Origin of the sequence: Amycolatopsis iheyensis, from assembly GCF_024703995.1 — a bacterium.
Lineage (GTDB): Bacteria > Actinomycetota > Actinomycetes > Mycobacteriales > Pseudonocardiaceae > Amycolatopsis > Amycolatopsis iheyensis.
Genome location: NZ_JAMXQV010000022.1, coordinates 14,468 through 38,930 on the forward strand (window position 1 = coordinate 14,468; position 24,463 = coordinate 38,930).

A 24,463-nucleotide genomic window follows, 5' to 3' on the forward strand; every position below is an offset into this window, starting at 1 on the left:
ATGAGCAAGCCGGAACACGAGTTCTTCCCCGTCGCCGACGTCGGGTTCACCGTCTGCCCCGGCGGCGACCCGAAGATCATCGAACGCATCCTCTCCGCGGACGCGGAAAGCGGGGTCGCGACACGGATCCTGCGCTACGAGCCGGGCGCCGACTCCACCCCGATGGGTGTGCAGAAGCACGACTTCTGGGAGGAGGTCTACATCCTCGAAGGCTCGTTCACCGACCTGTCGCTGAACAAGACCTTCAGCGCCGGTGAGTACGCCTGCCGCCCGCCGGGCATGCCGCACGGCCCCTGGCGGACCGACGAGGGCGTGCTGACGTTCGAAGTCCGCTACCGGGTGCAGCCGTGAAATCCCGGCGGCTGCTGCCCCTGCTCCTCACCGCGGTGCTGGCCGCGGTCACGGCCTGCGCGACGGCGGCCGGCGACCAGAGCACCTGGAAGGTCGGCGTTCTGCAGTGCTCGACCGACTGCGGCTTCCTGCGGATGGCCGAGGAGAAGGGCTTCTTCGGGAAGTACGGCGTCAACGTCGAGTTCGTGACGCTGCAGAGCGCGTCGCAAGCGTTGCCCGCGCTGGCGTCCGGTGAAGTGGACGCCGTCGAGCAGAACGCCGGCGCGTTCTTCATCGCCTCCGAGCGCGGGAACCTGAACGCGTCGATCATCGGCTCGACGATGATCGGGCTGCCGTGGGCGATCTACGCGAAGAAGGACATCACCAGCCTCGGCCAGCTCAAGGGCAAGAGCATCGCAATCTCGTCGCCGACGGCCCTGCCCGCGGTGATCGCGAAGGTGATGCTCGCTCGCGCCGGCGTCTCGCCGCAGTCGATGCCGCAGCTCAACGGCGGCGGCAACGCCGACCGCTACCGGGCGGTGGTCGCCGGGACCGTGGACAGCGCCTCCTCCCCCGCGGACTACGTTCCCCGGGCCGAAAAGGACGGCGTCAACGTGCTGGCCCTGGCCTCCGACGTCGTGCCGGACTACCCCCGGTACTCCATCATCGCCCGCAACGACCGGCTGGCCGCGAAACCGCACGCCGCCGCGCGCTACCTGGCCGGGCTGATGGACGGGTTCCGCTACGCCTACGCCCACCCGGACGAGGCTCTCGAACTCGCGGCGAAGGAAGCCGGCACCACACCGGACGACCCGTACGTCACGTACATGCACGACCTGATCGCCGGCAAGAAGCTCGTGGACCCCGACGCGGGCGTCGCGATGCAGCGGCTGACCTACCTGTCGACCACGCTCACGAAGTCCGGCCAGCTCGCCAAGCCCGCCGACCTCGCCAAGCTCGTCAACGACCGCCCGCAGCGCGAAGCCCTCGCGATGCCGCGCCCCTGAAGGAGAATCCCATGGCCCCCAGCCGAGCGGGCGTGTCGATCGAAGACGTGTCCAAGACGTTCACCGTCCGCGTGGGCAAGCAGGTGCAGTCGGTCCACGTGCTGGACCACATCTCACTGCACATCGAGCCGGGTGAGATCATCGCCCTCACCGGGTTGAGCGGCTGCGGCAAGACGACGCTGCTGCGCATCCTGCTCGGCCTCGAAAAGGCCGACTCGGGCCGCGTTCTCGTCGACGGCACGGAGATCAAGGGCTGCGGTGAGGACCGCAGCATGGTCTTCCAGAACGCCCAGCTGTTCCCGTGGCGCACCGCGCTGGAGAACGTCGAGTTCGGCCTGGAGGCGCGCGGCGTGCCCAAAGCCGAGCGGCGGCGGACCGCGCTGGAGAAGCTGGAGCTCGTCGGGCTCGGGCACGCCGTCGACCGGCGGCCGGACCAGCTGTCCGGTGGCATGCAGCAGCGGGTCGGGCTGGCCAGGGCGTTGAGCGTCGACCCCGCGGTGCTGCTGATGGACGAGCCGTTCGGCGCGCTCGACGCGCAGACCCGCGAAGGCCTGCAGGCCGAGGTGCTGCGCATCCACGCCGAGACCGGCAAGACGATCGTCTTCGTCACCCACGACCTGGACGAGGCCGTGCTGCTCGCCGACCGCGTCGTCCTGCTGGTGCCCGGCCCCGGCCGGATCGACGAGGTCTTCGAAGTCGACCTGCCGAAGCCGCGCACCGACCTGGTGACCGTGCGCGGGCTCACCGAATTCAGCACGAGGCGCTACGAGATCTGGCGCCGCCTCATGGCCGGGGCGCCCACGCCGGCCATCGCCAGCTAGTCCCTCCTGGACGGAGTTACCGACGTGACCACCATCGAACAGAGCGCACCCGCCCCGACCGCGGCCCCGCGCACCCGGCCGTCCTTCGCGCGGCGGCACCGCGCCGGTCTCATCACCACCGCGTCGATCCTCGTCGTGCTGGTGTTCTGGGAGGTCGTCGGGCGGCAGATGAACCCGATCTTCTCCTCCTACCCCACCGCCATCGTGCGGCAGTTCGGCGTCCAGCTGAAGTCCGGGCTGCTGGTCGAGGCGTTGTTCGACAGCCTCCAGCCGCTGCTTCTCGGCTTCGTGGTCGCCGCGCTGATCGGCTTCCCGGTCGGGCTGCTGGTCGGCCGCTACCGGGCCGCGGACGCCGCGCTCGGCGTGTACGTCACCGCTGGGTACGCGATGCCGCTGGTCGCGCTGATCCCGCTGTTCATGCTCTGGTTCGGGCTCGGGTTCACGGTCAAGGTCGTCATCGTCGTGGTGATGACGGTGTTCCCGGTCGTGATCAACACCCGCGCCGGGGTCCGCGCGGTGCCGCGCGCGCTGACCGAGGTCGGCACGTCGTTCATGGCGTCGGAGTTCGCCGTCCTGCGCAAGATCATCCTGCCGGCCACCGTGCCGCACATCATGACCGGCCTGCGTCTCGGCATCGGCCGTGCGGTGATCGCGATCGTCATCGCCGAGTTCTTCACCGCGATCGGCGGGCTCGGCGGCCAGATCATCCTGGCCGGGCAACGCTTCGACACCGCCGGGCTGTTCGTGCCGGTGATCGTGCTGATGGCGCTCGGCGTCGGGCTCACCCGGCTGGTCGGCTGGCTGGAGACGAAGGTCGCACCCTGGGCCGACGCCACCGCCGACCGCGACTGAACCCCTTCTCCGAAAGCGGAGCCATGACTGACCGAGGACACATCATCGTCGCCGGCGCGGGCCCGGTGGGCGCCGTCGCCGCGCTCGCCGCCGCCCAGCGCGGCTTCCGCGTGACGCTCGTCGAGCGCAACGCCGAGATCGACCACGCGCCGCGCGCGGCGACCTTCCACCCTTCGACGCTGGAGCTGATCGACGAGGTCGGCGTCATCGACGAGTTCATCTCCGTCGGCCTGGTCTGCCGGTACTTCGACTTCTGGGACAAGACCACCGAGACGCTGGTGGCCCGGATGGACCACGACAACCTGCGCGACGACACGCCGTTCCCGTACGTGGTGCAGACCGAACAGCACAAGCTGGTCCGGATCGTCCTGGACCGCCTCGAGAAGATGTCCGATGTGGACGTCCGGCTCGGCTGGAGCATCGACACGATCACCCAGGACGCCGACACTGTCACGGTTTCCGTTTCCTCCGGCGACGAGACCGACGTCCTGACCGGCGACTGGCTGTTCGGCTGCGACGGCGGCCGCAGCACCGTCCGCAAGGCCCTCGGCATCGAGTTCGACGGCTACACCTGGCCGGAACGCTTCGCGGTGCTCACGACGTCGTACGACTTCGGCACCGAGATGGGCTGCGCCACGCGCAGCTACTTCGCCGACCCGAACCAGTGGGTCAACCTCTTCAAAGTCGCCGGCGACGACCTGCGCGGCCGCTGGCGCGTCGTGTTCGCCGCGCGTCCGGACCAGACCGACGAAGAAGCGCTCGGCGACGAGCACGCGTCGCGGGTCATGACGGCGATCCACCCGGACGAGCGGCCGCGGGAACTGCTGCACCGCAACATCTACAACGTCCACCAGCGGGTGGCGGCATCGTTCCGGAGCGGCCGGACGTTCCTGGCCGGCGACGCGGCACACGTCAACAACCCGATCGGCGGCCTCGGCCTGAACTGCGGCGTACACGACGCGCTGGAACTGGTGCGCACGCTGGACACCAGTCCGTCCCTTGTGGACCGCTACGAACGGCGGCGGCGCACGATCAACATCGAGTTCGTCCAGCAGCAGACCGTCGACAACAAGAAGCGGCTCGAGGAGAAGGACCCCGCGGTCCGGAAGGAACGCCTCGACCGGCTCACCGAGATCAGCGCGGACAAGCAGCTGCAGCGCGCGTTCCTGCGCCGGACGTCGCTGCTCGACTCCGTCGTCCGGTCCGCCGAAATCGACTGAAGGGGCATCCGTGCGACTCGCCGTACCCGATCTGGTTTCCCCGTCGTACTTCCCCGCTATCGCCGCGATCGACCTCGGCCTGGCGCGCGAGGAGGGCCTGGACGTCGAACTGGAACTGCTGTACCCCGTCACGGACGCCGCCGAGGCACTGCGCACCGGGAAGATCGACTTCCTCGCCGGAGCCGCGCACGCGCCGATGCACGCGTTCCCCGGCTGGCGCGGCGCGAAGCTCGTGGCCGCGCTGTCGCAGAACATGTACTGGTTCCTGGTCGTCCGGCCGGGGCTCTCCCTCGAAACGCTGCCCGGCTCACGCATCGGCGCGGCCCCCGGCCCCGACCTCGGGCTGCGCCGGCTGCTGGCGACCGCGGGCATCGCCGGTGTCGACATCGGCCCGGTCCCGGCCACGGAAGGCGCGGGCACCTCGTTCGGCCTCGCGGCGGCCCAGTCGCTGGCGGCGGGCCTGATCGACGGCTTCTGGGCGAACGGCATGGGCGCGGAGCTGGCGGTCCTGGACGGAACGGGCCACGTGGTCCTCGACGCCCGCCGCGGCGACGGCCCGCCGGGAACGGAGGCGTACACCTTCCCGGCCCTGGCGGTCACGGACGAGACGATCGACCGGAACCCCGACGCGGTCGCGGCGATGACCCGCGCCATCGTCCGCGCCCAGGCGGTATTGACCGCCGAGCCCGACCGGGCCACCGAAGTGGGCAGGCGCCTGTTCCCGGCCCGGGAAGCGTCGTTGATCGCCTCGCTGGTCCGCCGGGACGTCCCGTTCTACGACCCCCGGATCACGCCAGAAGCCGCGGCGGCGCTGGTCGCGTTCGGCCAGGACGCCGGCCTGCTCGACGCGCCCGCCGGCTACGACTCCGTGGTGTCGCGGTCGTTCCGGGACCTCTGGACGGTACCCCGGGCCTGAGTCCGCTCGCCGGATTTCCCAGCCACTGGAGTCGGCGAGGATGGCACTCAGCCGGGCGCCGATCCGGCGCAGCAGCTCGCGGCCGCCGTTGGCGGGTCACGAGCTCCTGTCGTTCGAGGTCCTTGACGGTGCGTGAGGTCAGCGCCGGCACGATGTCGAGCTGCACGGCTGCCAACTTGTCGACGCCGGCTCCCAACCAAACCCGCCGACGCCGCTGGGTCCGACGGCTGCAACGACTCGCTCCGACCCCCGAACCGCACCCCACGTCGCCTGGATGTTCCGTCAGCGTCTCGCCGGGCACAGCGTCGCCCGGCACCTCAACGAGCGCAGTATCCCCTGTCCGTCGAGTGCGACCCGGACCGCAACCGGCACCGAACCCGCGGCGCCTGGACGCTGCGCATCGTCGCCGCCATCGTCGCGAACCCGCGCTATACCGGTCGGCAGATCTGGAATCGCCGGGCGAACGCGTCCGAAGGACCAGCCTCCGCGTCGGCGTCGTCACCGCGCAGCGGATCCGAGCGGCGCGACTAGCCAGCGACGGCAGGGCTCGCCGATTCGCTCTGGCGGGGCTGATCCGCTGCGGTGTCTGCGACCGGCGCCTGGATTCGCACTGGAACCACGGGCGTCCGACCTATCGCTGCCACCACGGCTACACCAGCCCCCAGTCCCCGGGCCGGCCGCGGCCGAAAACGCGGTACATCCGCGAGAACCACCTCGTCGACGAGATCAGCATCCGGCTCGGAGACGAAGGCAACGACGGCGACCGGAGCTTGATCGGCCACGTCTCAGACGTGTGGCAGCAGCGTTGCACAACTCAGGAAAGATCATCGTCTACGACGGCGCCGGATGGCGCCTGCAGAACATCGATTCGAGCTGAACTACGATCGCCCCAGCCTCAAGATCGCGTTTCGCGATCCGTGGGGTAATACTGTGTCCGAGGGGGGACTTGAACCCCCACGCCCGTTAAGGGCACTAGCACCTCAAGCTAGCGCGTCTGCCATTCCGCCACTCGGACCTGCTGAAGAAAGAGTATACGGCGCTCCCCCACCCTCGTTCAGGGGGGTCAGAATCCTGCCGCCGCAGCAGTCTGAGATGATCAGCCGTTTCACGCTGTCTGCATCGATTCAGCCGCTCGGGCCTGGGCGAACAAGCGCAAAGGCTCCTCGTAGCGATAGCCCTCCTGGCCCGCCGGCTCCAGTAGGTGGGCGTCTACCAGGGATTCCAACAACACCGTCGTGTCTCGGGTGGCCAGGTCCAAAGCCTCCGAGGCTGTCTCCACTGTGATGGTTGACATCAGAGACAGCGATACGAACGCCCGGGCCTGCGCCGGGGTCAGGTCGGCCAGGGCTGACTCGTACGGCCTCTCTATCGCTCCGCACTCCGGGGGTGTCACCGGGGCTCCCGGGGCCGGCCGGCCCAAGCGGGTCAACGCCGAGGCCATGCTCCAGTTCGGGCGGGACGCCAGCCTCGCCGCTATTGCCTGGATGACCTGGGGGAACCCCGCCGTGCGGGTGGCCAGCTCCCAGGATTCAGCTGGCTCGGCGTGGACTCGGGCAGCACCCAACAAGCGCTCGAGCAACGTCATCGACTCCGACACGCTCAAGCCGCCCAGTCTGGTCCACACCGCGGGTGACAGGCCGTACAGGCGCTGGCGGGCCGTGATCACCACCGCCGAACCCGTGCCGGGGAGCAACGGGCGGACCTCCTCCGCGTCTCGGGCGTTGTCCAGGATCACCAGCAGGCGCCGGCCCGTTGTGTGCGTTCGCCACAGCGCCGCCCGCTCGCTTGGCGACGTCGGTGGGGCCGTGACGCCGATGCCGCGTAGCAGCTCCGACAACGGGTCCGTTGACGCCGAGAGGTCCACGAACAGCTGGCCATCGGGGAAGGTCAGGGTGTGGGCCAGGTGGACCGCCAACGTCGTCTTGCCGATCGCCGCCAAGCCCTCGATGCCGATCACCGGGGTCCGTTTCAGGGCTGCGGACAACGCACCCATTTCCGCGGTGCGGCCGACGAACTCCGGGAGTGGTGGGGGTAGCTGCGATGGACGGGGCGCCGGCAGCAGAGTCGGGTCGCTGGTGAGGATCCGGCGTTGCATCTCCCGCAGCTCGGGGCCTGGGTAGAGGCCTCTTTCGGACTCCAGCAGGCGCTGGATCGACGTGAACACGTCCAGGGCCTCCGCCTGGCGGCCGGATCGGTAGAGCGCCAGCATTCGCAGCTCTCGTGGACGCTCCCGCAGCGGTTGCTCGGTGATCAGGTCCGCCAGCTCGGCCGCCGCCAGGACGTGGCTGCCGGCCTCGATGTCCGCCGCCGCCAGGGTTTCGCGGGCCCTCAAACGCAGCTGCTCCAGGCGGGCGCGCTCCGGCTCGAAGCCGTTGATGCCCGACAGCGGGGTTCCGTGCCAGCGGCGGAGGGCGGCGCGCAGGCCGGAGCCTGAGGCGAGTGCGCGCTCGAAGTCCGTGAGGTCCAGGGACGCCGAATTCAGGGCGTAACCACCGCCGATGGACTCGATCGGGACTCCCGCGTGCCGCAGGCGGGACACGTACGAGCGCACCATGCCGACCGCCGCCCGGGGCTCGGCTCCGCCCCACAACGCTTTGACCAGCTGGGATGGCGACAGTGGCGTGCCGCCCTGGAGGAGCAGGGCCGCCAGGGCCGCTCGCTGCTGAGGTGGGCCCAGCTCGATCTCGACGTCGCCGCGCCACGCGCGGACCGGGCCCAGCACTTCGTAGCGCGTCGCATCGGTCACGCAGAGCGCAACCGGCCGCTGTGGGGCGGTATTCCGTCAGAGCCCCTCGAACGCTTCCCGGTGCGCGGCCAGCCAGGTCGCGAAGTCCTGCAGGCGCGGGTTCAGCCGCCGCACCGCCTCCGGGTCGCGTGCGCCGGCGAACGCCTCTTCGTGCTCCGCGTAGTAGAAGAACATGTTCGAGAGGTCGTCGGCGCCCGGGAAGCCCGATGAACGCAGGGCTTCGACGGTCATCGGCCGGTAGACCACGTCCGTGCCCAGCTCCTTCGTGAACGCCGCCGCGTACTGCTCGCCGGTCAGGTTTTCGCCCGAGATGCTGATCGTCTCGCCGACCAGCGACGGCCCCTGCGCGAACACGCCGAACGCCGTCCGGCCGATGTCCTCCGCCGCGATGCCCGGCAGGCGCGCGTCGCCCATCGGCAGGTGCAGCGCCAGGACGCCGTCCTCGTCGCGGGCCGGGCGGAAGAAGTCCACGAACGCCTCGAAGTAGAACGTCGTCGAGAGGAACGTCGCCGGCACCCCCGCCTCGACGAAGAACGCCTCCGCCTCGGCCTTGCTGTCGAAGTGCGGGACCTTGTACCGCTCGTGCAGCGTCGGGACGCTCTCGTCGCGCAGGTGCAGCCGGGTGTCCGGCAGGGTCGACCAGATCACGTGCCGCAGCCCGGCGGCCTTCGCGGCCGCGGCCATCGCGCGGGCCTGCTGCTGCTCGCGCGCGACCGAGTTGTACTCCCAGAACGCCGTGACCAGGTACGCGCCGTACGCGCCTTCGAGCGCCGTCGTCAGGCTCGCTTCGTCGTCGAGGTCCGCGGTGACGACTTCGGCGCCGCGCGCGGCCAGCGCCTGGGCGGCCGCGGAGTCACGGTTGCGGGTCAGCGCGCGCAGGGCGAAGCGCTGCTCCGGGTCGTCGAGGATCGCGCGGGCCAGGCCGCCGCCCTGCTGACCGGTGGCGCCGACGACGGCGATGATCTTCTTGTCGGACATCGAAAACCTCCTGGAGCGGGCCGGGGTGGTCCGGCCACCAGCCCAGGCAACCCCGGCGACATCAGCGTCTCGTGCACGCCCGGTGCACGCCGCGTGCACACGGTTTACAAGGTCGCCGCGGCTTCCTAGGATTCGCCGGTCGGGCCGCAGAAACGGAGGTTCGCCGATGGCGCGGCGGGACGACGACGAGCTCACCGTCGCCGAGCTGCTCCGGGAGACCGGGGCGACGCCGCGAGCGCTCGGTCGCGCCCCCGAGGCCGCGCCGGCCCGCGCGGAAGACACCGGTGACGGCTACCGGGAGCGTCTCGAGCAGCGGGCCCGCGAAGCCGCGTCCCACCAGCAGCGGGCCGGCCGCCGAATCCGCTGGGTCTCCGCGATCTGCGGTGCCGTCGTGGTGCTCGGCAGCCTCGTGCTCATCGCCGTGACGTCGGAGAGCTCGCCGGGGCGCCAGGTGGCCACCCCGCCGGGCCCGCTCGCGCCGGCGACGACGCCGGCGACGACCACGCCGCGCTCGACGACCGCGCCCGCGCCGCCGAAGCCGAGTCCGACGCCGATCCCGACCGTGCTGCGGCAAACCTCGACGGCGCCGAAGCCGCCGCCACCGGTGCCCGCCTCGACGTGCGTGGTGCGGTTCAGCGTGCGCGACCAGTGGAACGACGGCTTCACCGCGGACGTCGCGATCACCAACAAGGGCAGCGAAACGCTCGATCCCTGGACGCTGACCTGGACGTTCACCGCGGGCCAGCGCGTCACGCACGGCTGGGACGGCCGGTACAGCCAGAGCGGCAGCCGCGTCACGGTGGACGCCGAGTCCTACAACGCGACGCTCGCGCCGGGCGCGACCGTCAGCACCGGCTTGAACGGCGCCTTCGATGGCGGAAATCCCGCGCCGGGCGGGTTCACGCTCAACGGCGCTCCCTGCGACGCCGGCTGACCATCCGCACGTCGGCCAGCTCCAGCAGGCCGTCCAGCTCGACGCGCGCGCGAGTGCGCCGCGGGTCGGGCACCAGCCCCTCGGCCCGGACGACGTCGAGCAGCCGGCTCGCCAGCGGCAGCACCAGGTGCCGGCCCCAGCAGCGCTCGCTGACATGCCCGAACGGCAGGTAGCCGGGGTGCCGGTCGGCGTCGAGCTCCGCCCAGCGCCGCGGCCGGAACTCGGCCGGCGCCTCCCACAGCCGGGGTGAGCGGTGGCTCAGCAGCGGGAGCAGCAGGACGTCGTCGCCGGGGGTGATGCGGGCGTCCACCTCGGCGAACTCCGGCGAGCGGACGCGCAGGATGTTCCAGGACGGCGGCAGCAGCCGCAGCGCCTCGTTGATCACCCACTCGTTCGGGACGTCGTCGTCGAACGGCGCGCCCAGCCACACCGCGTTGGTCACCAGCGCGGCGACGGTGAAGCAGATCGGCGCGGCGACGCGGCGGTAGAGGTACATGCGGAAGCGCCGCTCGGCCAGGGTTTCGGCGGCGAGGACCTGCCGGGCGAGCGTGGACAGCTCCGCGTCCGGCGCCGGCGGGCGGGCCAACGCGGCGCCGGCGGCGACCGCCGACCAGGTCAGCTTCGGGGTCAGCTCCAGGCGGCGGTCGACGAGCACGCGGAACCGGCGCGTCTCGGGCCCGAAGACGAATCGGCGCAGGTGGTCGTGGGGCACGGCGGGCCACGCGCCGGTGAGGTCGGGGTGTTCGACCGGCCGCTTGAGCGCGGCTCGGACGTCCGCGCCCAGCGCCTGCATCAGGCTCGCGGACTCGGCGCGGGTGACCCGGCGGCCGAGCACCGGCTTGAACGTCGGGCGCTCCTCGGCGTTGGCCGGGCGGGCGCGCAGCACGGCGTCCATCAGCTCGGGATCGGCGATCCCGACGGTGTCCGGCTCGAGGCGGAACAGCCCGTCGTCGCGGTGCTCGCGCAGCAGCTTCTCGAGACGGGGCGCGAAGTCGACCGCGCGGTGGGCGGGAGCGATGACCACGTTCGGCACTCCTCGAAGGGAACGGGGGCCGGTCCCGGTGACCGGGACCGGCCGCGCGATCAGATCCAGCCGTACCAGGCGTAGGCCTTCAGGCTCTTCTTGGGAAGCGCTTTCTTGACCAGGCGGACAAGCTTCACCGGATTTCTCCCTAGTTCGGTTGTCAGGACCGTGATCGACACTAGGCAGGGCGGGATCGGTTCAGCACCAAGCACTACACGTTCGGCCCAGATCTTTCGGCGGGAAATGGGCACGATGAAAAATGCGTGTTAAATCAGCCGAGCACTTCCCGCATGAATGTCACCAGCCAGTGCTGCGCCGGGCTTCGCGCGTGCGTGTGGCGCGTGTACACCGACACCTGGGCCGGCTCCACCTCCATCGGCAGCTCGAACAGCCGCACCCGGTGCTCCGCCGCGAACACCTCCGCCACCAGGCGGGGCACCATCGCCACCAGCTCGCCGTCTTGGACCAGGTACGGCAGGGCCGCGAAGCGGGTCACCTCGAGGACGACCCGGTCGAGCAGCCCGCACGCCTCCAGCGCCCGGCGGGGGCCGTCGTGGCCGGTCGGGCCGAAGACCGTCACGTGGCGTTCGGCCGCCAGCGCGGCGAAGTCCACCTCGGCGCCCAGGCGGGGGTGATCGCGCGACACCATGCCCAGGTAGCCCTCCGAGAACAGCGGGATCCGCGCGACGCGCTGGGAGCTGATCAGCGGGGACGCGATGAACGCGTCGATCTCGCCGCGGCCCAGCTGGTCGGCCGCCCGGTCGACGTCCAGGGGGCGGACCGTCAGCGTGACGCCGGGGGCGGCCGAGGGCAGCGCCGCCATCAGGCGCGGCAGCAGCGAGATCTCCCCCAGGTCCGACAGGCAGAGCGTGAACGCCGCCCGGGCGGTCGACGGGTCGAACGACCACGCGCCGCTGACCGCCGTCTCGATGTCCGACAGCGCGCTGTGCAGGGGCTCGTACAGCGCGCGGGCCGTCGTCGTCGGGACCAGGCCGCCGCCCGTCCGGCGGAACAGCTCGTCGGAGAACCGGCGGCGGAGCTTCTGCAGGCTGTAGCTGATCGTCGGCTGCGTGACGTGCAGGGACTCCGCCGTCGCGGTGACGCTGCGCGTCTCGTAGAGCAGCACGAACGTGCGCACCAGGTTGAGGTCGAAGTCCGGCATCATCGATCCTGTCTATGTAGGCACCAGCCAACATTTATTGGAACACAACCCGCCGCGCTGCTTAGGGTCTGGGCCAACCCGCCCGAGGAGGACCCGCGCATGCCCACCGCCCGCCGGCTCGCCCACGAGTTCCTGCACCGCCGCGGCCTGACCACGATCTTCGGCAACCCCGGCTCGAACGAGCTGCCGTTCCTCGCCGAGCTCCCCCAGGACTTCCGGTACGTCCTCGGCCTGCACGAAGGCGCCGTCGTCGGGATGGCCGACGGCTACGCCCAGGTGACCGGCCGCCCGGTGCTGGTCAACCTGCACGCCGCCGCCGGCTCCGGCAACGCCATGGGCGCGCTCACCAACGCCGTCTACTCGCGCTCGCCCCTGGTCCTCACCGCCGGCCAGCAGGTGCGCTCGGCCATCGGCATGGAGGCGATGCTCGCCAACGTCGACGCGACGCAGCTGATGCGCCCCCTGGTCGCCTGGTCGGGCGAGCCGAGCTGCGCCGAAGACGTCCCGCGCTCGCTCGCGCAGGCCGTGTTCGAGGCCGAGCTGCACCGGCGGCCGAGCTACCTCTCGGTCCCCTACGACGACTGGGCCGTCGAGCTGGGCGCGAACGCCGCCGTCACCCTCGACCGGAGTGTCCAAAGAGGACTTACCCCGAGCGGGGCGCAGCTCGAGGACCTCGCCGAGAGCGTCGCCGGGGCCGAGAACCCCGCGCTCGTGCTGGGCGGCGACCTCGACGCGCTCGGGCTGTTCGACCGGGCCGTCGCACTCGCCGAGCACCTCGGCCTGCCGACCTGGGTGGCGCCCTCGCCGCACCGGCTGCCCTTCCCCAACCGCCACCCGCTCTTCCGCGGGGTGCTGCCGGCCGGCATCGCGCCGATCTCCGACGCGCTGACCGGGCACGACCTGGTGCTCGTGCTCGGCGCGCCCGTATTCCGCTACCACCAGCACGTTCCCGGCGCCTACCTGCCCGAGGGCACCCGGCTGGTGCAGATCACCGACGACTTCGGCGCCGCGGCCCGCGCGCCGATGGGCGAGGCGCTGGTGGCCGACCCGGCGCCGGTGATCGAGGCACTGCTGGCCAAGGTGCCCGCCCGGACCACGAAACCCGGCTACGTCCCGAACCCGGAGCCGAAGACCGGCGAACACGCACTGCACCCGGAGCAGGTCTTCGCCGCGCTGCGTGACACCCAGCCCGACGACACGCGCTACGTCGTCGAGTCGACGTCGACGAACTCGGCGTGGTGGCGGCAGATGGACCTCCGCCGCGAAGGCTCGTACTTCTTCCCCGCCGCCGGCGGGCTCGGCTTCGGCCTGCCCGCCGCGGTCGGCGTCGCCATGGGCAGCCCGGACCGCCCGGTCGTCGGCGTCATCGGCGACGGCTCGGCCAACTACGGCGTGACGGCGTTGTGGAGCGCGGCGCACTACCGCGTCCCGGTCACGTTCGTGATCCTGCGCAACGGCGTCTACGGCGCGCTGCGGTGGTTCGGCGAGCTGCTCGGCACGCCAGACGTGCCGGGCACCGAGATCCCCGGCCTCGACTTCGCGGCCATCGCCGCCGGCTACGGCGTGCCCGCCACGACCGTCGGCGACGTCGACGACCTGCGTGCCCAGCTCAAGACGACCCCGGACGGCCCGCGGCTGCTCCAGGTCGACACCGAACCGACCGCCCCGGAGTGATCATGACCTTGCTCGAAAGCGAGTTCCGGCACGGCGCCGGTGGGACCCACCCCGTCGTCGAACCGGCCACCGGGGAAACCCTCGGTGACGTGGGCATCGCGACCCCGGACGACGTCGCGAAAGCCGCCTCGGCAGCGGCGAAGGCCCAGCGCGACTGGGCGCGGCGCAAGCCCGCCGAGCGCGCCGCGGTGCTGCGCCGCGCCGGTGAGCTGTGGGAGGAGCACGCCGCCGAGGTGCAGGACTGGCTCGTCCGCGAAGCCGGTTCGACCCGGCCGAAGGCCGCCACCGAGACCGGCACCGCGGCCGCCGAGTGCTTCGAGGCCGCCGCACTGCCCACCCATCCCCGGGGTGAGGTGCTGAGCACCGAGCAGCCGCGCTGGTCGCTGGCCCGGCGCGTGCCGGCCGGGGTGGTTTCGGTGATCTCGCCGTTCAACTTCCCGCTGATCCTGGCGATCCGCTCGGTGGCGCCCGCCCTCGCGCTCGGCAACGCCGTGCTGCTCAAGCCGGACCTGCGGACCGCCGTGTCCGGCGGCGTGAGCATCCTGCGTGTCTTCGAAGAGGCCGGGCTGCCGGAAGGCCTGCTGCACCTGCTGCCCGGCGACGCCGCCGTCGGCGCCGCGGTGGTCGACGCGCCGGAGGTGTCGGTCGTGTCGTTCACCGGGTCGACGGCGGCCGGGCGCAAGGTCGGCGAGGCCGCCGCGCGGGCGCTCAAGCGCGTGCACCTGGAGCTGGGCGGCAACAACGCGCTCGTCGTGCTGCCCGGCGCCGACGTCGCGAAGGCCGCGTCCGCCGGCGCGTTCGGCTCGTTCCTGCACCAGGGCCAGATCTGCATGGCCACCGGCCGCCACCTCGTCCACGAGTCCCAAGTGGACGAATACATCGAAGCGCTGGCGGAGAAGGCCCGGCGGCTGCCGGTCGGCAACCCGGCTGCCGGCGACGTCGCGCTCGGCCCGATCATCGACGACCGGCAGCTCGCGCACGTCACCGACGTCGTCGACCGCAGTGTCGCGGCCGGCGCCCGGGTCGTGGCGGGCGGCAAGCCGGACGCGCCGTTCTACCCGCCGACCGTCCTCTTCGGACTCGACGACGCGACGCCCGCGTGGCGCGAGGAGATCTTCGGCCCGGTCGCGCCGGTGCGCGCCTACCGCGACCTCGACGAGGCCGCGCGGCTGGTCAACGACTCCGAGTACGGCCTGTCGGTCGGCATTCTCGGCGACGTCGGCCCGGCGATGACGCTGGCCGAGGAGGTCCGCTCCGGCAAGGTGCACATCAACGAGCAGACCGTCGACGACGAGGCGACCGCCCCGTTCGGCGGAGTCGGCGCCTCCGGCAACGGCTCCCGCTTCGGCGGCGCGCAGGCGAACATCGAAGCCTTCACCGAAACCCAGTGGCTGACCGTCCGCGCGGACATCGCGGGCTACCCCTTCTAGAAGGAGCACGGCAATGACGACGTCTCCCGTCCGTCCGGTGTGGACGGCGGTCCTCTGCTGGCTGACCGTCCTGCTCGAGGGCTACGACCTGGTCGCGCTCGGCGCCACCATCCCGACCCTGCTCAAGAGCGGCTACCTCGGCTTCACCGCGGCCGGCGCGACGGCGGTCGCCACCGTGTCGCTGATCGGCGTCGCCGTCGGCGCGGCGTTCCTCGGCCCGCTCACCGACCGGTTCGGCCGGCGCGGCATGCTCATCGGCTCGGTGCTGCTGTTCTCGCTGTTCACCCTGCTGACGCCGGTGGCGCCGAACGTCGCGACGTTCGGCGTGTTCCGGTTCGTCGCCGGGCTCGGCCTGGGCGCGTGCATGCCGGTGGCGCTGACCGTGATGTCGGAGAACCTGCCGGCGAGGCGGCGGGCCAGCGCGAGCACGTTCACCATGACCGGCTACCACGTCGGCGCGGTGCTGACGTCGATCCTGGCGCTGTACGCCAAGGAAGACTGGCACGTGCTGTTCTACGGCGGCGGGATCGTCGGTCTGCTGGCCGTGCCGCTGATGTGGTGGAAGCTGCCGGAGTCCGCGGCCTACCTCGCGGCCAAGGAAGAGCCCGCCACCGAGCGCGTCGGGCTGCGGGACGTGCTGGGCGCGCGGTTCCGGCGGATCAGCATCGCCGTGTGGACCGGTTCGTTCATGGGGTTGCTGCTGGTCTACGGGCTCAACACGTGGCTGCCGCAGCTGATGCGCACCGCGGGCTACCCGATCTCTACGTCGATCACGCTGCTGCTGGTGCTCAACATCGGCGCGGTGCTCGGGCTGGTGCTGGCCGGCACGATCGCCGACCGGTTCGGCATCCGGCCGATCGCCCGGATCTGGTTCGGCGCCGGGGCCGTGCTGCTGGCGGCGCTGAGCCTGCGCATCGGCAACGCCTTCCTGCTCAACACGGTGGTGCTGCTGACCGGCGTGTTCGTGTTCTCCGCGCAGGTGCTGATCTACGGGTACGTCGCGCAGGCGTTCCCCGCGCGGTTGCGGGGCACCGCGCTCGGGCTGACGTCGGCGGTCGGGCGGCTCGGCTCGATCCTGGGGCCGTTCGTGACCGGCGCGCTGGTCACCGCCGGGGTCGCCTACCCGTGGGGCTTCTACTTCTTCGCCGTCGTGGCCGCGTTCGGCTTGGTCGCGGTGCTGGCGTTGCGTGGTGAGAAGCAGCCTGCCGCGTCGCTGACCTCGGTCTAGGCCGTTTCCTCGGGCCGGCGGCGCATGGTGGGCTCCGGCGCCTCGGTCCGGCGGTCGGAGTCCCGCAGCACCTCGCGGGCCTGGGCCTCCGGGTCGGCGCTGTCGGCGGCCTGCTCCTCGGGCAGCAGCTCGGCCCGGCTCCCGGCCCGCTCGGGGATCTTGTTGCGCTCGTCGAAGGGTTCCGCGTCACGTGCCATGAGCACCGGGTACCCGCGCGGCGGCGATCTCAGACACCGCCGAGCCAGCCGAAGCCGAGCGCGACGATCAGCCCGGCGACCATCAGCACGAGCACACCGGTGAGGACCAGCCACAGCACCGGCGTCGTCTTCGACGGCATCGGCTGCGGGTGCGAAAGGCCGGACGTCTGCGCGGAGTCTGGCGGGGTGCTGCCGGGTGGCACCCCGCCACCGGCCTCGAGGTCCGGCGTCCGGCGCGGATCCGGATCCGGGGGTGTCGCGGTCATGGCGGCGTCCTTCCGTCGCTAGGTCCTTCCGTCGCGAAGGGTGCCCGGCGACGGGCCGGACAAACGGGACTACTCCTTCGTCCGGCGGTTCCCGGCGGCGTCACGGCGCAGCCGGTCCGCCGCGGCCGCGACCTCGCCCAGCTCGTCGGCCAGGCCGGCGTGGTCGCCGGTCAGGTGCGTACGGGCCGCGGCCAGCGGGGGCAGCAGGGTCGCGGCGTCGTCATCGCCCAGCCGGTCCGCGCTCTCCTGGGCGGCCGAGCCCGTCGAGCGCGCTGACGCGGCCCGCGAGCCGGCGCAGGAACGCCGAGTTGCGGCGGGCCCAGTCGGCGACCGCCCGGTCGCCGGCCTCCCCCGTCTTCTCGCCGGTGGCCGACGGCTGCAGCCGCAGGTAACGCCGTTCCGCGGCCTGCCGGCTGGCCACGCCCAGCGCGGGCGCCAGCGCCACCCAGCTGGCCCGGCCGGCCGTGATCAGCTCCGGCTCCCAGCTCGGGAGCTCCTCCCACAGCCGGCGCAGGTCGTCCAGCGCGGCCAGCAGCCCCGGACGGTGCTGTTCGACCGCCCCGCCACCGAGGAGACGCTGACGGCGTTGCGCCGCTACGAGCGGTTGGCCTCGCTCGCCGTCGCCGAAGCGGCCCGTCCGGATCGGACCGAGCATCGTGATCGCGTTGCGCCGCTTCGACCCCGACGAGGCGTGGGAGACCCTGCGGCGGGCGAGCCAGGAGTTCAACGTCAAGGTCCGCGAACTCGCCGTCGCCGTGGTGGAGCTCCTGGCCCGGGCGCCGGCCCCGCAGCCGGACGGCGACCGCACGATCCACCCGAGCGGCTCCGCACGCAGGGCCGCCGAGCAGCTGCTGCTGGCCTTCGAAAGCCGTCCGGACGACGAGGCCGGCCTGCGCCGGCTGTAACAACGCGGGCGCCGCGGACGACGTGCGGTCACCGGGATCGCCGATCCCGGACGGCCCGAGGAGGCCCGATGCCGGATTCCGGTCCGTGGCCCGAGATCCACCGCGAACGCGCCGCGCTCGCCGCCGACCTCGCCGAGCTGCCCGCCGACGCGTGGCCGACGCCGTCACTGTGTCGCGAGTGGACAGTCCACGAGGTACTCGGCCACGTCGTCGCGACGGCGAAGCTCACGCCCGTCACCTTCTTCGCGCGGCTGGCCGGCTCCGGCTTCCGGTTCACCGCGATGACGGGCAAGAACATCGCCCGCGAGACGGCGGCCGGCCCCGAAGCGACGCTCGCGCAGCTGCGCGCCCACGCCGACGACACCACCGGGCCGCCGGGGCCCGCGGACTCCTGGCTCGGCGAGGTCGTCGTGCACGGCACCGACATCCGGTGGCCGCTCGGGCTGGACCGGGCGTTCCCGGCGGCCACGCTCGTCCGGGTCGCCGAGTTCTACCGCAGGTCCAACCTGCTCATCGGCGCGAAGAACCGCGTTGCCGGGCTGGCGTTGCGAGCGACCGACGCGGACTGGTCGGCCGGGACCGGCCCCGAGGTGAGCGGCCCGCTGCTCGCGTTGGTGCTGGCGATGACCGGGCGCGCGGCGGCGCTGGACCGGCTGGGTGGCGCCGGGCTCGAGCAGCTGTCGGCGCGGACGTCCTAAGCCGGCTCGACGCGGAACACCGCGATGCGTTCCGCCGCCGCGGCGGCCGCGTCCGGGGTCGCCGCCTCCGCCAGCCCCGTCGTCACCAGGCGCTTGCCGACGCTCGCCGGGCTCTTCGCGACCAGTTCGCGCAGGAGCGGGCGCCGCTGTTCGACCGGGACTTCGGTCAGCCGGGCGGCCGACGTGCGGCGGCCGCGGGTGAGCGTCACCTCGCCCGCGGCCCGCGCGTTCGCCACCCAGGCGGCCTTCGGGTAGGCCTGGAAGATGTAGCGGTCGCCGTCGATCGGGATGACCGCGATCGGGAACGTGCGCGGGACGCCGGTGCGCCGCCCCGGCACGGTGAGCAGCTGCATCGGCCCGAACGCGACGCCGAGCCGCTGCAGCCCCACCACGATCTTGTTGCCGGCGTTGACCATCCGCCGGTAGTTCTGCGCTGTTGTCATGCCACGAGCGTACACCAGATCATATGAAACTCATATCATCTGAGTCACGTATCTCTACCGTCGCTCGGGTCCGGGTTCCGCGTCCGGCGGCAGCGGGTCCGGCACCGGCGTGCCGGGCTCGTGGCTCGGCTGGTCCGGCCCGGGTTCGGGGATCGCCGGGTCGGGCACGAGAGGCTCCGGCTCGGGTGGCGCCGGGGGCGCTGTCAGGTGAGGCATCGGTCTTCCCTCCGCCGTTTCGTCACTGCGTCACCTCGGGTTACCCACCGCCACCCGCCCTCACGCGGGGACGGCCCGCCGGCCCAGGAAGGCGAGCATCCGCGTCTGTTCGTCGGCCCCGGCGGGCGGCACCAGCTCGGGCCCGAAGAACCCCGGCCGCCGCACGGCATTCGCCCGCGCCCAGCCGAACGCGACGTCGACCAGGTCCGGCTCGAGGCGGACGTCCCGGCCGAGCGCCGAGCCGATGTCCCAGCGGTGCGCGACCAGGTCGGTGATGAGCAGCGTGACGATGCCGGCGAGCGGAACCGCACCGAGCCCGGGCAGCGTGACGGTGCGGCGGAGGGCTTCGTCGGTCAGCGTCGCGACCGACTCCTTGCGCGCGGCCCGCCAGGTTTCGAGGGGGTCCGTGGTGGCCAGGACCGCGGGGTGCGGCGCTCCTGGCGCACCGGCCGTCTCGGCGTAGTCGGCGCCGGTCGCCCAGGCCTGCAGCTGCCGCTGGCCCCAGATGACGTGACCGGTGACGTCGCGGACCGTCCATTCGGTACAGGCGGAGGGCAGGTCCCATTGGTCTTCGCGGACTTCGGCTAGGGCTGCGTCGAACCCGTCTTGGGCGCGTCGGTAGAGGTCGGTTGTGTCCATGGCCGCTCCTTCTTCGAGGTGGTTCTTGTCCCCGAGGACGAACGGGTGGGGCCGGACTCGACAGGTCAGCCGGTACGCGGGTGGTGGGCGTGCTCCCCCGCCGGAATCTCCCGGTCCACGTGCTCCGCATGGTGCAGTGCCTGCGCCAACAGGCCACGCACATGGTTGTCCGCCGCCGAGTAGTACACGAATGTTCCCTCTCGGCGGCCCTTCACCAGGCCCGCCAGCCGCAGCTTCGCCAGGTGCTGGCTCACCGCCGTCGGGGCCGCGCCCGCCAGTTGCGCCAGGCACGCCACCGACGACTCGCCCTGCAGCAACGCCCACAGCACCTTGATGCGGGTCGGGTCGGCGAGGAGGCGGAACGACTCCGCCGCCAGGTGGACCTGCTCTTCCGTCGGCATGTCGAAGTCCGGCAGCGACTCGTGCATGCGTATGACCTTACTACTTGCGTATCTGCGTGTGTGCGCAGATAGTCAACCCATGCATGGACACGGCCACCACACCCTCGAGACCAGCCGGCGCGGCGTCCGGGCGCTCGCCTGGTCCTTCGCCGCGCTGTTCGGGACCGCTCTCGCGCAGCTCGCGCTCGTGCTGGTCACCGGGTCGGTCGCGCTGCTCGGCGACACCATCCACAACTTCGCCGACGCGCTCACCGCCGTCCCGCTCGGCGCCGCCTTCCTGCTCGGGCGCCGGGCCGCCACCCGGCGCTACACCTATGGGCTCGGGCGCGCCGAAGACCTCGCCGGGGTGGCCGTCGTGCTCGTCGTGGCCGCTTCGGCCCTGGCCGTCGGGTACGAGTCCGTCGTGCGGCTGCTCGACCCGCGGCCCGTCGGCCACCTGTGGGTCGTCGCGGCAGCCGGCGTGATCGGCTTCGCCGGCAACGAGCTCGTCGCCCGCTACCGGATCAAGGCCGGGCGCGAGATCGGCTCGGCCGCCCTGGTCGCCGACGGCGTGCACGCCCGGACCGACGGCTTCACCTCGCTCGCGGTCGTCCTCGGCGCGGCCGGGGTCGCGCTCGGGTTCCCCGCCGCGGACCCGATCGTCGGGCTCGGGATCACGGTCGCGATCCTGTTCGTCCTGCGTGACGCGGCGAAGGAGGTGTTCCGGCGGCTGCTCGACGCCGTCGACCCGGCGTCGGTCGAGCTGGCCGAGCGCACCGCGCGTGCGGTCGGCGGCGTGCTCGGCACTCGCGACCTGCGGATGCGCTGGATCGGCCACCAGCTGCGGGCCGAGCTGGCGGTGACCGTCGCGGCGGAGCTGACCGTCGGGCAGGCGCACGCCCTCGCGCACGACGTCGAACACCGGTTGCTGCACGAGATCCCGCGCCTGACGGCGGTGGTGGTCCACACCGAGCCGGCGACCGGCGCGGACCAGGCGCACGAACGGGTCAGTTCGGGGCATCACGCGTGATTGGCCGGGCATCACGTGTGATTGGGGAGGCATCACTCGTGATTGGGGAGGCATCACGGGCGGCCGCTCGCCAGATCGTGGCCGCGGCCACCGCCGTCAGCGTGGCCAAGCCGCCGGAGATCGCTATTGCCGCCGCCGGGCTCACCTGCTCGGCCAGCAGGCCCGCGCCCACGATCGCCACGCCCTGGGAACTGTAGAGGCACGTGCTCAGGCGGCCCATCACCGTTCCGCGGCGGTCGTCCGGGATCAGGTCGACCACCGCGGCCTGCAGGCGGATCAGGTACACCGTCGACAGGCCGCCCGACAACGCCCAGAACGCCGCCGCCCACCACGGGCCCGGCAGCAGCGGGCACACCAGCAGCGGCAGGCCCGCCAGCGCCGCCGGGACGGCGACCGACCGCGGTGGCGTCCGGGGCTTCGCCGCCGTGCGGGCCGCCCACCAGCCGCCCAGCACGCTGCCGACCGGGTCCGCCGCCATCAGGACCCCGACCCCCACCGAGCCGACGCCGGCCGACGCCGCGTACGGCGCCGCCAAGCCTTCCGGCACCACCAGGAACCCGATGAGCGCCGCGAACGCGTAGACGGCGACCAGCACCGGGCCCACCTCCGCGGCCGGACCGGGCGAGCGCGTGGCCCGTGCCGCCGGGCGGGGCCGGACGACCAGCGCGACCACCGCCGCGCTGGTCAGGAACGTCGCCGCGTTGGCCAGCAGCGCCACGGCCGGCCCGGTCGCCGTCACCAGGACGCCGCCGAGCCCGAACCCGGCCACCTGCACCGCCTGGGTGGTGATCTGACGCAGGCCCATGCCCGCCTGGAACAACGGGCCGGGCAGGACGTCGGGCAGCAGCGCCAGCTGCGCGGCCTTGAACGGCGCCGCCGCCAGCGTCAGCACGCCGATCAGCGCCCACAGCAACCACAACGGCAGCCCCGGCACGGCCATCGCGGCGGCGAGCAGCCCGCGCACGACGTCGGTCGTGATGATGACCGCGCGCCGCGGGTACCGGTCGGCGAGCCCCGACAGCAGCACCCCGCCGAGCACGGCCGGGACGAACGTCAGCGCGTAGGTCAGCGCGGTCAGCGCCGCCGAGTTCGTCCGCGCGAAGACGACCAGCGCCAGCGCGACCCGCGCGATCTGGTCGCCGCCCACCGACAGCCCTTCGGCCAGCCACAACGCCCGGAACTCCCGGACGCGCAGCACGCCACCGAAGCCCGCCATCCGCATCACCCCGCACGAAGCACGCGCGCGACGGCCCGGCGGTTTAGCCGCGAGCTCAGCAGACGGGCTGCTCCACCGGGTCCGGGTCCGGCTTCGGGCTCAGCACCCCGGCGAACACCGCCGCCAGCACGCACAGCACCACCGGCACCGCGAACGTCACGTTCAGCGGCATCCACCGCGTCAGCCCGCCGATGAGCGCCGGGCCCGCCAGCAAGCCCACGTACCCCAGCCCGACCACGCGGGCCATCAGCGCGCCCGATGCCCGCGTGTCCAGGTTGCCCGCCGCGGTGAACAGCTGTGGGACGCCGCCCGACAGGCCGAGTCCGAACAGCGCCCAGCCCACCAACGACAGCGGCACCCAGGGCGCCGCCGCGGCCGTCGTCAGGCCGACCGCCGCCAGCGCCGCGCCGTAGCGGACGATCGCCGCCGGGCCGGCCCAGGCCGCGACGCGGTCGGTCAGGAAGCGGCCCGTCGTCATCGCCACCGCGAACGCGCCGTACGCCAGCGCCGCCGTCGAGGCCGAGGTGCCCAGCACCTTCTCCATGTGCAGTGCGGCCCAGTCGTTCGCCACGCCCTCCGACAGCATCAGCGCCAACGCGAGCAGCCCGAGCAGCCAGACCACGCGGCCCGGCGTCCGGCGGCGGACCACCGGCTCCGGCTCGGCCGCCGAAACCTCGGCCGGCGCTTCCGACGGTTCCATCAAGAACCGTGCCGACGCAAGGGAAAGCACCACGCACAGCAGCCCGGTGCAGACCAGCGTGACGCCGGTGGCCACGCCCGCGCCGAGCGTCGCCGCGCCGATGACCGCCGCGAACGCGCCGCCGATCGACCACATCGCGTGGAAGGCCGCCATGATCGGGCGCGGGTAGGCCCGCTCCACCACGACCGCGTGGGCGTTCATCCCGACGTCGATCGCGCCGTTGCCGAAGCCGAACAGGATCAGCGAAAGCCCCAGCGTCCACCAGGAGCTCGCGAAACCCGGGGCACACAACGCCAGCCCGAGCAGCACACCCGCCGCCGGGACGAGCCGGCGGTGGCCGAGCTTGTCCACCAGCGGGCCGGACACCTGCATGCCGGCGAACGCCGCGCCGCCCAGCACCAGCAGCAGCGCGCCCAGCGTGCTGTGCGAAATGCCGGTCGCGCGCTCGATGCTCGGGATGTGCACCACCCACATGCCCATCGCGAACCCGTTGAGGGCGAAGAACATGAAGGTCGCGAACCGGGCGGCACGCGGGCGGGGCGGGGCGGTCGTCATCGGTTCTCCAAAGGGACGGCGACGTGCACGAGCACACCACGGTCGGCCAGCGCGCCGCGCTGGTCCTCGGGTGCGCCCGGGTCGGTGATCACTACGTCCGCGCGGTCGGCGGAACAGACGTGGGCGAGCGCGGCCCGGCGCCACTTGGCGCCGTCGGCGAGCACGATCGCCCGGGCCGCGACGTCGAGGGCCGTCCGCTTGACTTCGGCGTCGCCGAGGTCGAAGGCCATGAGACCGGCGTCGAGGCCGAACGCGCACGGGCTCAGCACGGCGACGTCGAAGCGCAGCGCCCGCAGCGACGCGACGGTCAGCGGGCCCACCAGGGCCTGCTCCCCCGGCCGCGGCTCGCCGCCGGGCAGCAGCAGCCTGACGTCGGGATCGTCGGCCAGCTCGGCCGCCGCGTGCAGCGAAAGCGGCATCACGGTGACCGCGCGCCCGCGCAGCAGCCGCGCCAGCTCCAGCGCGGTGGTGCCGCTGTCGAGGACGATCGTCTCGCCGTCGCGGATCAGCTCGGCCGCCGCCGCGGCGATGGCCCGCTTGGCGGCGATCGCGGCCGTCGCGCGCGCGGCGAACGGCGGCTCGATGCCCGAGGGCGCCGCGGGCACGGCTCCGCCGTGCACCCGGCGCAGCACGCCGCGCGAGGCCAGCTGGTCGAGGTCGCGGCGCACGGTCATCTCGGACGCCCCGGTCGCCGAGGCCAGCTCGGCGACGCCCACTTGGTCGGCGTCGCGCAACCGCTCCACGATCACCCGTTGCCGCTCCGCGCTCTTCACCCCGCGATGCTCGCAAGCGCCGCACATTCGCACAACCGATTTGTTCGTCCACTCACGTCGATTGTGCGAACGGCCGCTGCGGCATGATGGTCCCGTGCACGCCGCCGAGACCACCGCGACCCC

General features: G+C 72.5%; 28 protein-coding genes, 1 tRNA gene and 1 pseudogene. 14 read left to right on the forward strand and 16 right to left on the reverse strand.

The annotated features are described in order from the left end of the window. From M8542_RS34280 to M8542_RS34310, 7 genes are all read left to right on the forward strand, one after another. Window positions 1-351, forward strand: coding sequence for a cupin domain-containing protein (locus M8542_RS34280; protein WP_257924466.1), 351 nt, complete (start codon window positions 1-3; stop codon window positions 349-351). Beyond that, window positions 348-1,337 carry an ABC transporter substrate-binding protein gene (locus M8542_RS34285; RefSeq protein ID WP_257924467.1) on the forward strand — a complete coding sequence of 330 codons (990 nt, stop codon included), beginning with the start codon at window positions 348-350 and terminating at the stop codon, window positions 1,335-1,337. Before M8542_RS34280 ends, M8542_RS34285 begins: the two co-directional genes overlap by 4 nt. 11 nt (window positions 1,338-1,348) lie before the next feature. Further along, window positions 1,349-2,158: an ABC transporter ATP-binding protein gene (locus M8542_RS34290; RefSeq protein ID WP_257924468.1), complete on the forward strand. Its 810-nt coding sequence runs from the start codon at window positions 1,349-1,351 to the stop codon at window positions 2,156-2,158. 24 nt (window positions 2,159-2,182) lie between these two features. Then, window positions 2,183-3,010, forward strand: a complete 828-nt coding sequence (locus M8542_RS34295; RefSeq protein WP_257924469.1) for an ABC transporter permease — start codon at window positions 2,183-2,185, stop codon at window positions 3,008-3,010. 23 nt (window positions 3,011-3,033) lie between these two features. Beyond that, entirely contained in the window at window positions 3,034-4,230 is a 1,197-nt protein-coding gene (locus M8542_RS34300; RefSeq protein ID WP_257924470.1) for an FAD-dependent oxidoreductase, read from the forward strand. A gap of 10 nt (window positions 4,231-4,240) precedes the next feature. After that, window positions 4,241-5,146: an ABC transporter substrate-binding protein gene (locus tag M8542_RS34305; RefSeq protein WP_257924471.1), complete on the forward strand. Its 906-nt coding sequence runs from the start codon at window positions 4,241-4,243 to the stop codon at window positions 5,144-5,146. Window positions 5,147-5,298: 152 nt separating this feature from the next. After that, window positions 5,299-6,072: a recombinase zinc ribbon domain-containing protein gene (locus M8542_RS34310; RefSeq protein WP_257924634.1), complete on the forward strand. Its 774-nt coding sequence runs from the start codon at window positions 5,299-5,301 to the stop codon at window positions 6,070-6,072. A gap of 5 nt (window positions 6,073-6,077) precedes the next feature. Here the strand turns inward: M8542_RS34310 and M8542_RS34315 are convergent. The 3 genes from M8542_RS34315 to M8542_RS34325 all read right to left on the reverse strand — a co-directional run bounded on the left by M8542_RS34315 (window position 6,078) and on the right by M8542_RS34325 (window position 8,870). Then, window positions 6,078-6,161, reverse strand: a tRNA-Leu gene (locus tag M8542_RS34315). A 90-nt stretch (window positions 6,162-6,251) separates the two neighbouring features. Then, the gene (locus M8542_RS34320) at window positions 6,252-7,892 is read right to left on the reverse strand and encodes an AfsR/SARP family transcriptional regulator (RefSeq protein WP_257924472.1); all 1,641 of its coding nucleotides are present in this window, start codon (window positions 7,890-7,892) and stop codon (window positions 6,252-6,254) included. Window positions 7,893-7,928: 36 nt separating this feature from the next. Continuing rightward, a complete protein-coding gene (locus M8542_RS34325) occupies window positions 7,929-8,870 on the reverse strand; it encodes an NmrA/HSCARG family protein (protein WP_257924473.1) in 942 nt (313 codons plus the stop codon). Window positions 8,871-9,036: 166 nt separating this feature from the next. Here M8542_RS34325 and M8542_RS34330 point away from each other — a divergent pair, with 166 nt between their 5' ends. Continuing rightward, window positions 9,037-9,804, forward strand: coding sequence for a cellulose-binding domain-containing protein (locus tag M8542_RS34330; RefSeq protein WP_257924474.1), 768 nt, complete (start codon window positions 9,037-9,039; stop codon window positions 9,802-9,804). Here the strand turns inward: M8542_RS34330 and M8542_RS34335 are convergent. From M8542_RS34335 to M8542_RS34340, 3 genes are read right to left on the reverse strand one after another with little or no spacing between them, the layout of a single operon-like run. After that, entirely contained in the window at window positions 9,776-10,828 is a 1,053-nt protein-coding gene (locus tag M8542_RS34335) for a cytochrome P450 (RefSeq protein ID WP_257924475.1), read from the reverse strand. The two genes, M8542_RS34330 and M8542_RS34335, sit on opposite strands and share 29 nt — an antisense overlap. A 59-nt stretch (window positions 10,829-10,887) precedes the next feature. After that, window positions 10,888-11,079 carry a tryptorubin family RiPP precursor gene (locus M8542_RS50680; RefSeq protein ID WP_372508681.1) on the reverse strand — a complete coding sequence of 64 codons (192 nt, stop codon included), beginning with the start codon at window positions 11,077-11,079 and terminating at the stop codon, window positions 10,888-10,890. A 20-nt stretch (window positions 11,080-11,099) separates the two neighbouring features. Further along, complete coding sequence (locus M8542_RS34340; protein ID WP_257924476.1) at window positions 11,100-11,990, reverse strand: LysR family transcriptional regulator; 891 nt, start codon at window positions 11,988-11,990, stop codon at window positions 11,100-11,102. A gap of 99 nt (window positions 11,991-12,089) precedes the next feature. On the opposite strand from M8542_RS34340, the gene mdlC reads away from it, so the two are divergent. Genes mdlC through M8542_RS34355 form a run of 3 tightly spaced genes read left to right on the forward strand, consistent with a single transcriptional unit; the run spans window position 12,090 to window position 16,322 of the window. Further along, entirely contained in the window at window positions 12,090-13,664 is a 1,575-nt protein-coding gene (gene mdlC / locus M8542_RS34345) for a benzoylformate decarboxylase (RefSeq protein ID WP_257924477.1), read from the forward strand. 2 nt (window positions 13,665-13,666) lie between these two features. Continuing rightward, window positions 13,667-15,094: an aldehyde dehydrogenase family protein gene (locus tag M8542_RS34350; protein WP_257924478.1), complete on the forward strand. Its 1,428-nt coding sequence runs from the start codon at window positions 13,667-13,669 to the stop codon at window positions 15,092-15,094. 13 nt (window positions 15,095-15,107) lie between these two features. Continuing rightward, window positions 15,108-16,322, forward strand: coding sequence for an MFS transporter (locus M8542_RS34355; protein WP_257924479.1), 1,215 nt, complete (start codon window positions 15,108-15,110; stop codon window positions 16,320-16,322). Here M8542_RS34355 and M8542_RS34360 read toward each other — a convergent pair. The 3 genes and pseudogenes from M8542_RS34360 to M8542_RS34370 form a co-directional block, all read right to left on the reverse strand. Next, entirely contained in the window at window positions 16,319-16,519 is a 201-nt protein-coding gene (locus M8542_RS34360; RefSeq protein ID WP_257924480.1) for a hypothetical protein, read from the reverse strand. The genes M8542_RS34355 and M8542_RS34360 overlap by 4 nt on opposite strands. A gap of 29 nt (window positions 16,520-16,548) precedes the next feature. Beyond that, the gene (locus M8542_RS34365; RefSeq protein ID WP_257924481.1) at window positions 16,549-16,785 is read right to left on the reverse strand and encodes a DUF6480 family protein; all 237 of its coding nucleotides are present in this window, start codon (window positions 16,783-16,785) and stop codon (window positions 16,549-16,551) included. A gap of 69 nt (window positions 16,786-16,854) precedes the next feature. Then, window positions 16,855-17,440: pseudogene (locus M8542_RS34370) on the reverse strand (HSP18 transcriptional regulator). A gap of 1 nt (window position 17,441) precedes the next feature. Between M8542_RS34370 and M8542_RS34375 the strand changes: the two are divergent. Both M8542_RS34375 and M8542_RS34380 read left to right on the forward strand, forming a co-directional pair. Further along, a complete protein-coding gene (locus M8542_RS34375) occupies window positions 17,442-17,690 on the forward strand; it encodes an ANTAR domain-containing protein (protein WP_257924482.1) in 249 nt (82 codons plus the stop codon). A 68-nt stretch (window positions 17,691-17,758) separates the two neighbouring features. Beyond that, window positions 17,759-18,388 (forward strand): maleylpyruvate isomerase family mycothiol-dependent enzyme, encoded by a 630-nt coding sequence (locus M8542_RS34380; protein ID WP_257924483.1) that lies wholly within the window; start codon window positions 17,759-17,761, stop codon window positions 18,386-18,388. Here M8542_RS34380 and M8542_RS34385 read toward each other — a convergent pair. From M8542_RS34385 to M8542_RS34400, 4 genes are all read right to left on the reverse strand, one after another. Beyond that, window positions 18,385-18,831: a nitroreductase family deazaflavin-dependent oxidoreductase gene (locus M8542_RS34385; protein WP_257924484.1), complete on the reverse strand. Its 447-nt coding sequence runs from the start codon at window positions 18,829-18,831 to the stop codon at window positions 18,385-18,387. The genes M8542_RS34380 and M8542_RS34385 overlap by 4 nt on opposite strands. Before the next feature lie 54 nt (window positions 18,832-18,885). Next, window positions 18,886-19,047 carry a hypothetical protein gene (locus tag M8542_RS34390; protein ID WP_257924485.1) on the reverse strand — a complete coding sequence of 54 codons (162 nt, stop codon included), beginning with the start codon at window positions 19,045-19,047 and terminating at the stop codon, window positions 18,886-18,888. A 60-nt stretch (window positions 19,048-19,107) separates the two neighbouring features. After that, window positions 19,108-19,686 carry a TIGR03086 family metal-binding protein gene (locus M8542_RS34395; RefSeq protein WP_257924486.1) on the reverse strand — a complete coding sequence of 193 codons (579 nt, stop codon included), beginning with the start codon at window positions 19,684-19,686 and terminating at the stop codon, window positions 19,108-19,110. Between the two features lie 65 nt (window positions 19,687-19,751). Further along, window positions 19,752-20,114, reverse strand: coding sequence for an ArsR/SmtB family transcription factor (locus tag M8542_RS34400; protein WP_257924487.1), 363 nt, complete (start codon window positions 20,112-20,114; stop codon window positions 19,752-19,754). A gap of 52 nt (window positions 20,115-20,166) precedes the next feature. On the opposite strand from M8542_RS34400, the gene M8542_RS34405 reads away from it, so the two are divergent. Beyond that, window positions 20,167-21,096 carry a cation diffusion facilitator family transporter gene (locus M8542_RS34405; RefSeq protein WP_257924488.1) on the forward strand — a complete coding sequence of 310 codons (930 nt, stop codon included), beginning with the start codon at window positions 20,167-20,169 and terminating at the stop codon, window positions 21,094-21,096. Here M8542_RS34405 and M8542_RS34410 read toward each other — a convergent pair. Genes M8542_RS34410 through M8542_RS34420 form a run of 3 tightly spaced genes read right to left on the reverse strand, consistent with a single transcriptional unit; the run spans window position 21,074 to window position 24,340 of the window. Further along, window positions 21,074-22,312, reverse strand: a complete 1,239-nt coding sequence (locus tag M8542_RS34410) for an MFS transporter (protein WP_257924489.1) — start codon at window positions 22,310-22,312, stop codon at window positions 21,074-21,076. The genes M8542_RS34405 and M8542_RS34410 overlap by 23 nt on opposite strands. 55 nt (window positions 22,313-22,367) lie before the next feature. Beyond that, entirely contained in the window at window positions 22,368-23,567 is a 1,200-nt protein-coding gene (locus M8542_RS34415; protein ID WP_257924490.1) for an MFS transporter, read from the reverse strand. Continuing rightward, a complete protein-coding gene (locus M8542_RS34420) occupies window positions 23,564-24,340 on the reverse strand; it encodes a DeoR/GlpR family DNA-binding transcription regulator (RefSeq protein ID WP_257924491.1) in 777 nt (258 codons plus the stop codon). Before M8542_RS34420 ends, M8542_RS34415 begins: the two co-directional genes overlap by 4 nt. Between the last annotated feature and the right edge of the window lie 123 nt (window positions 24,341-24,463).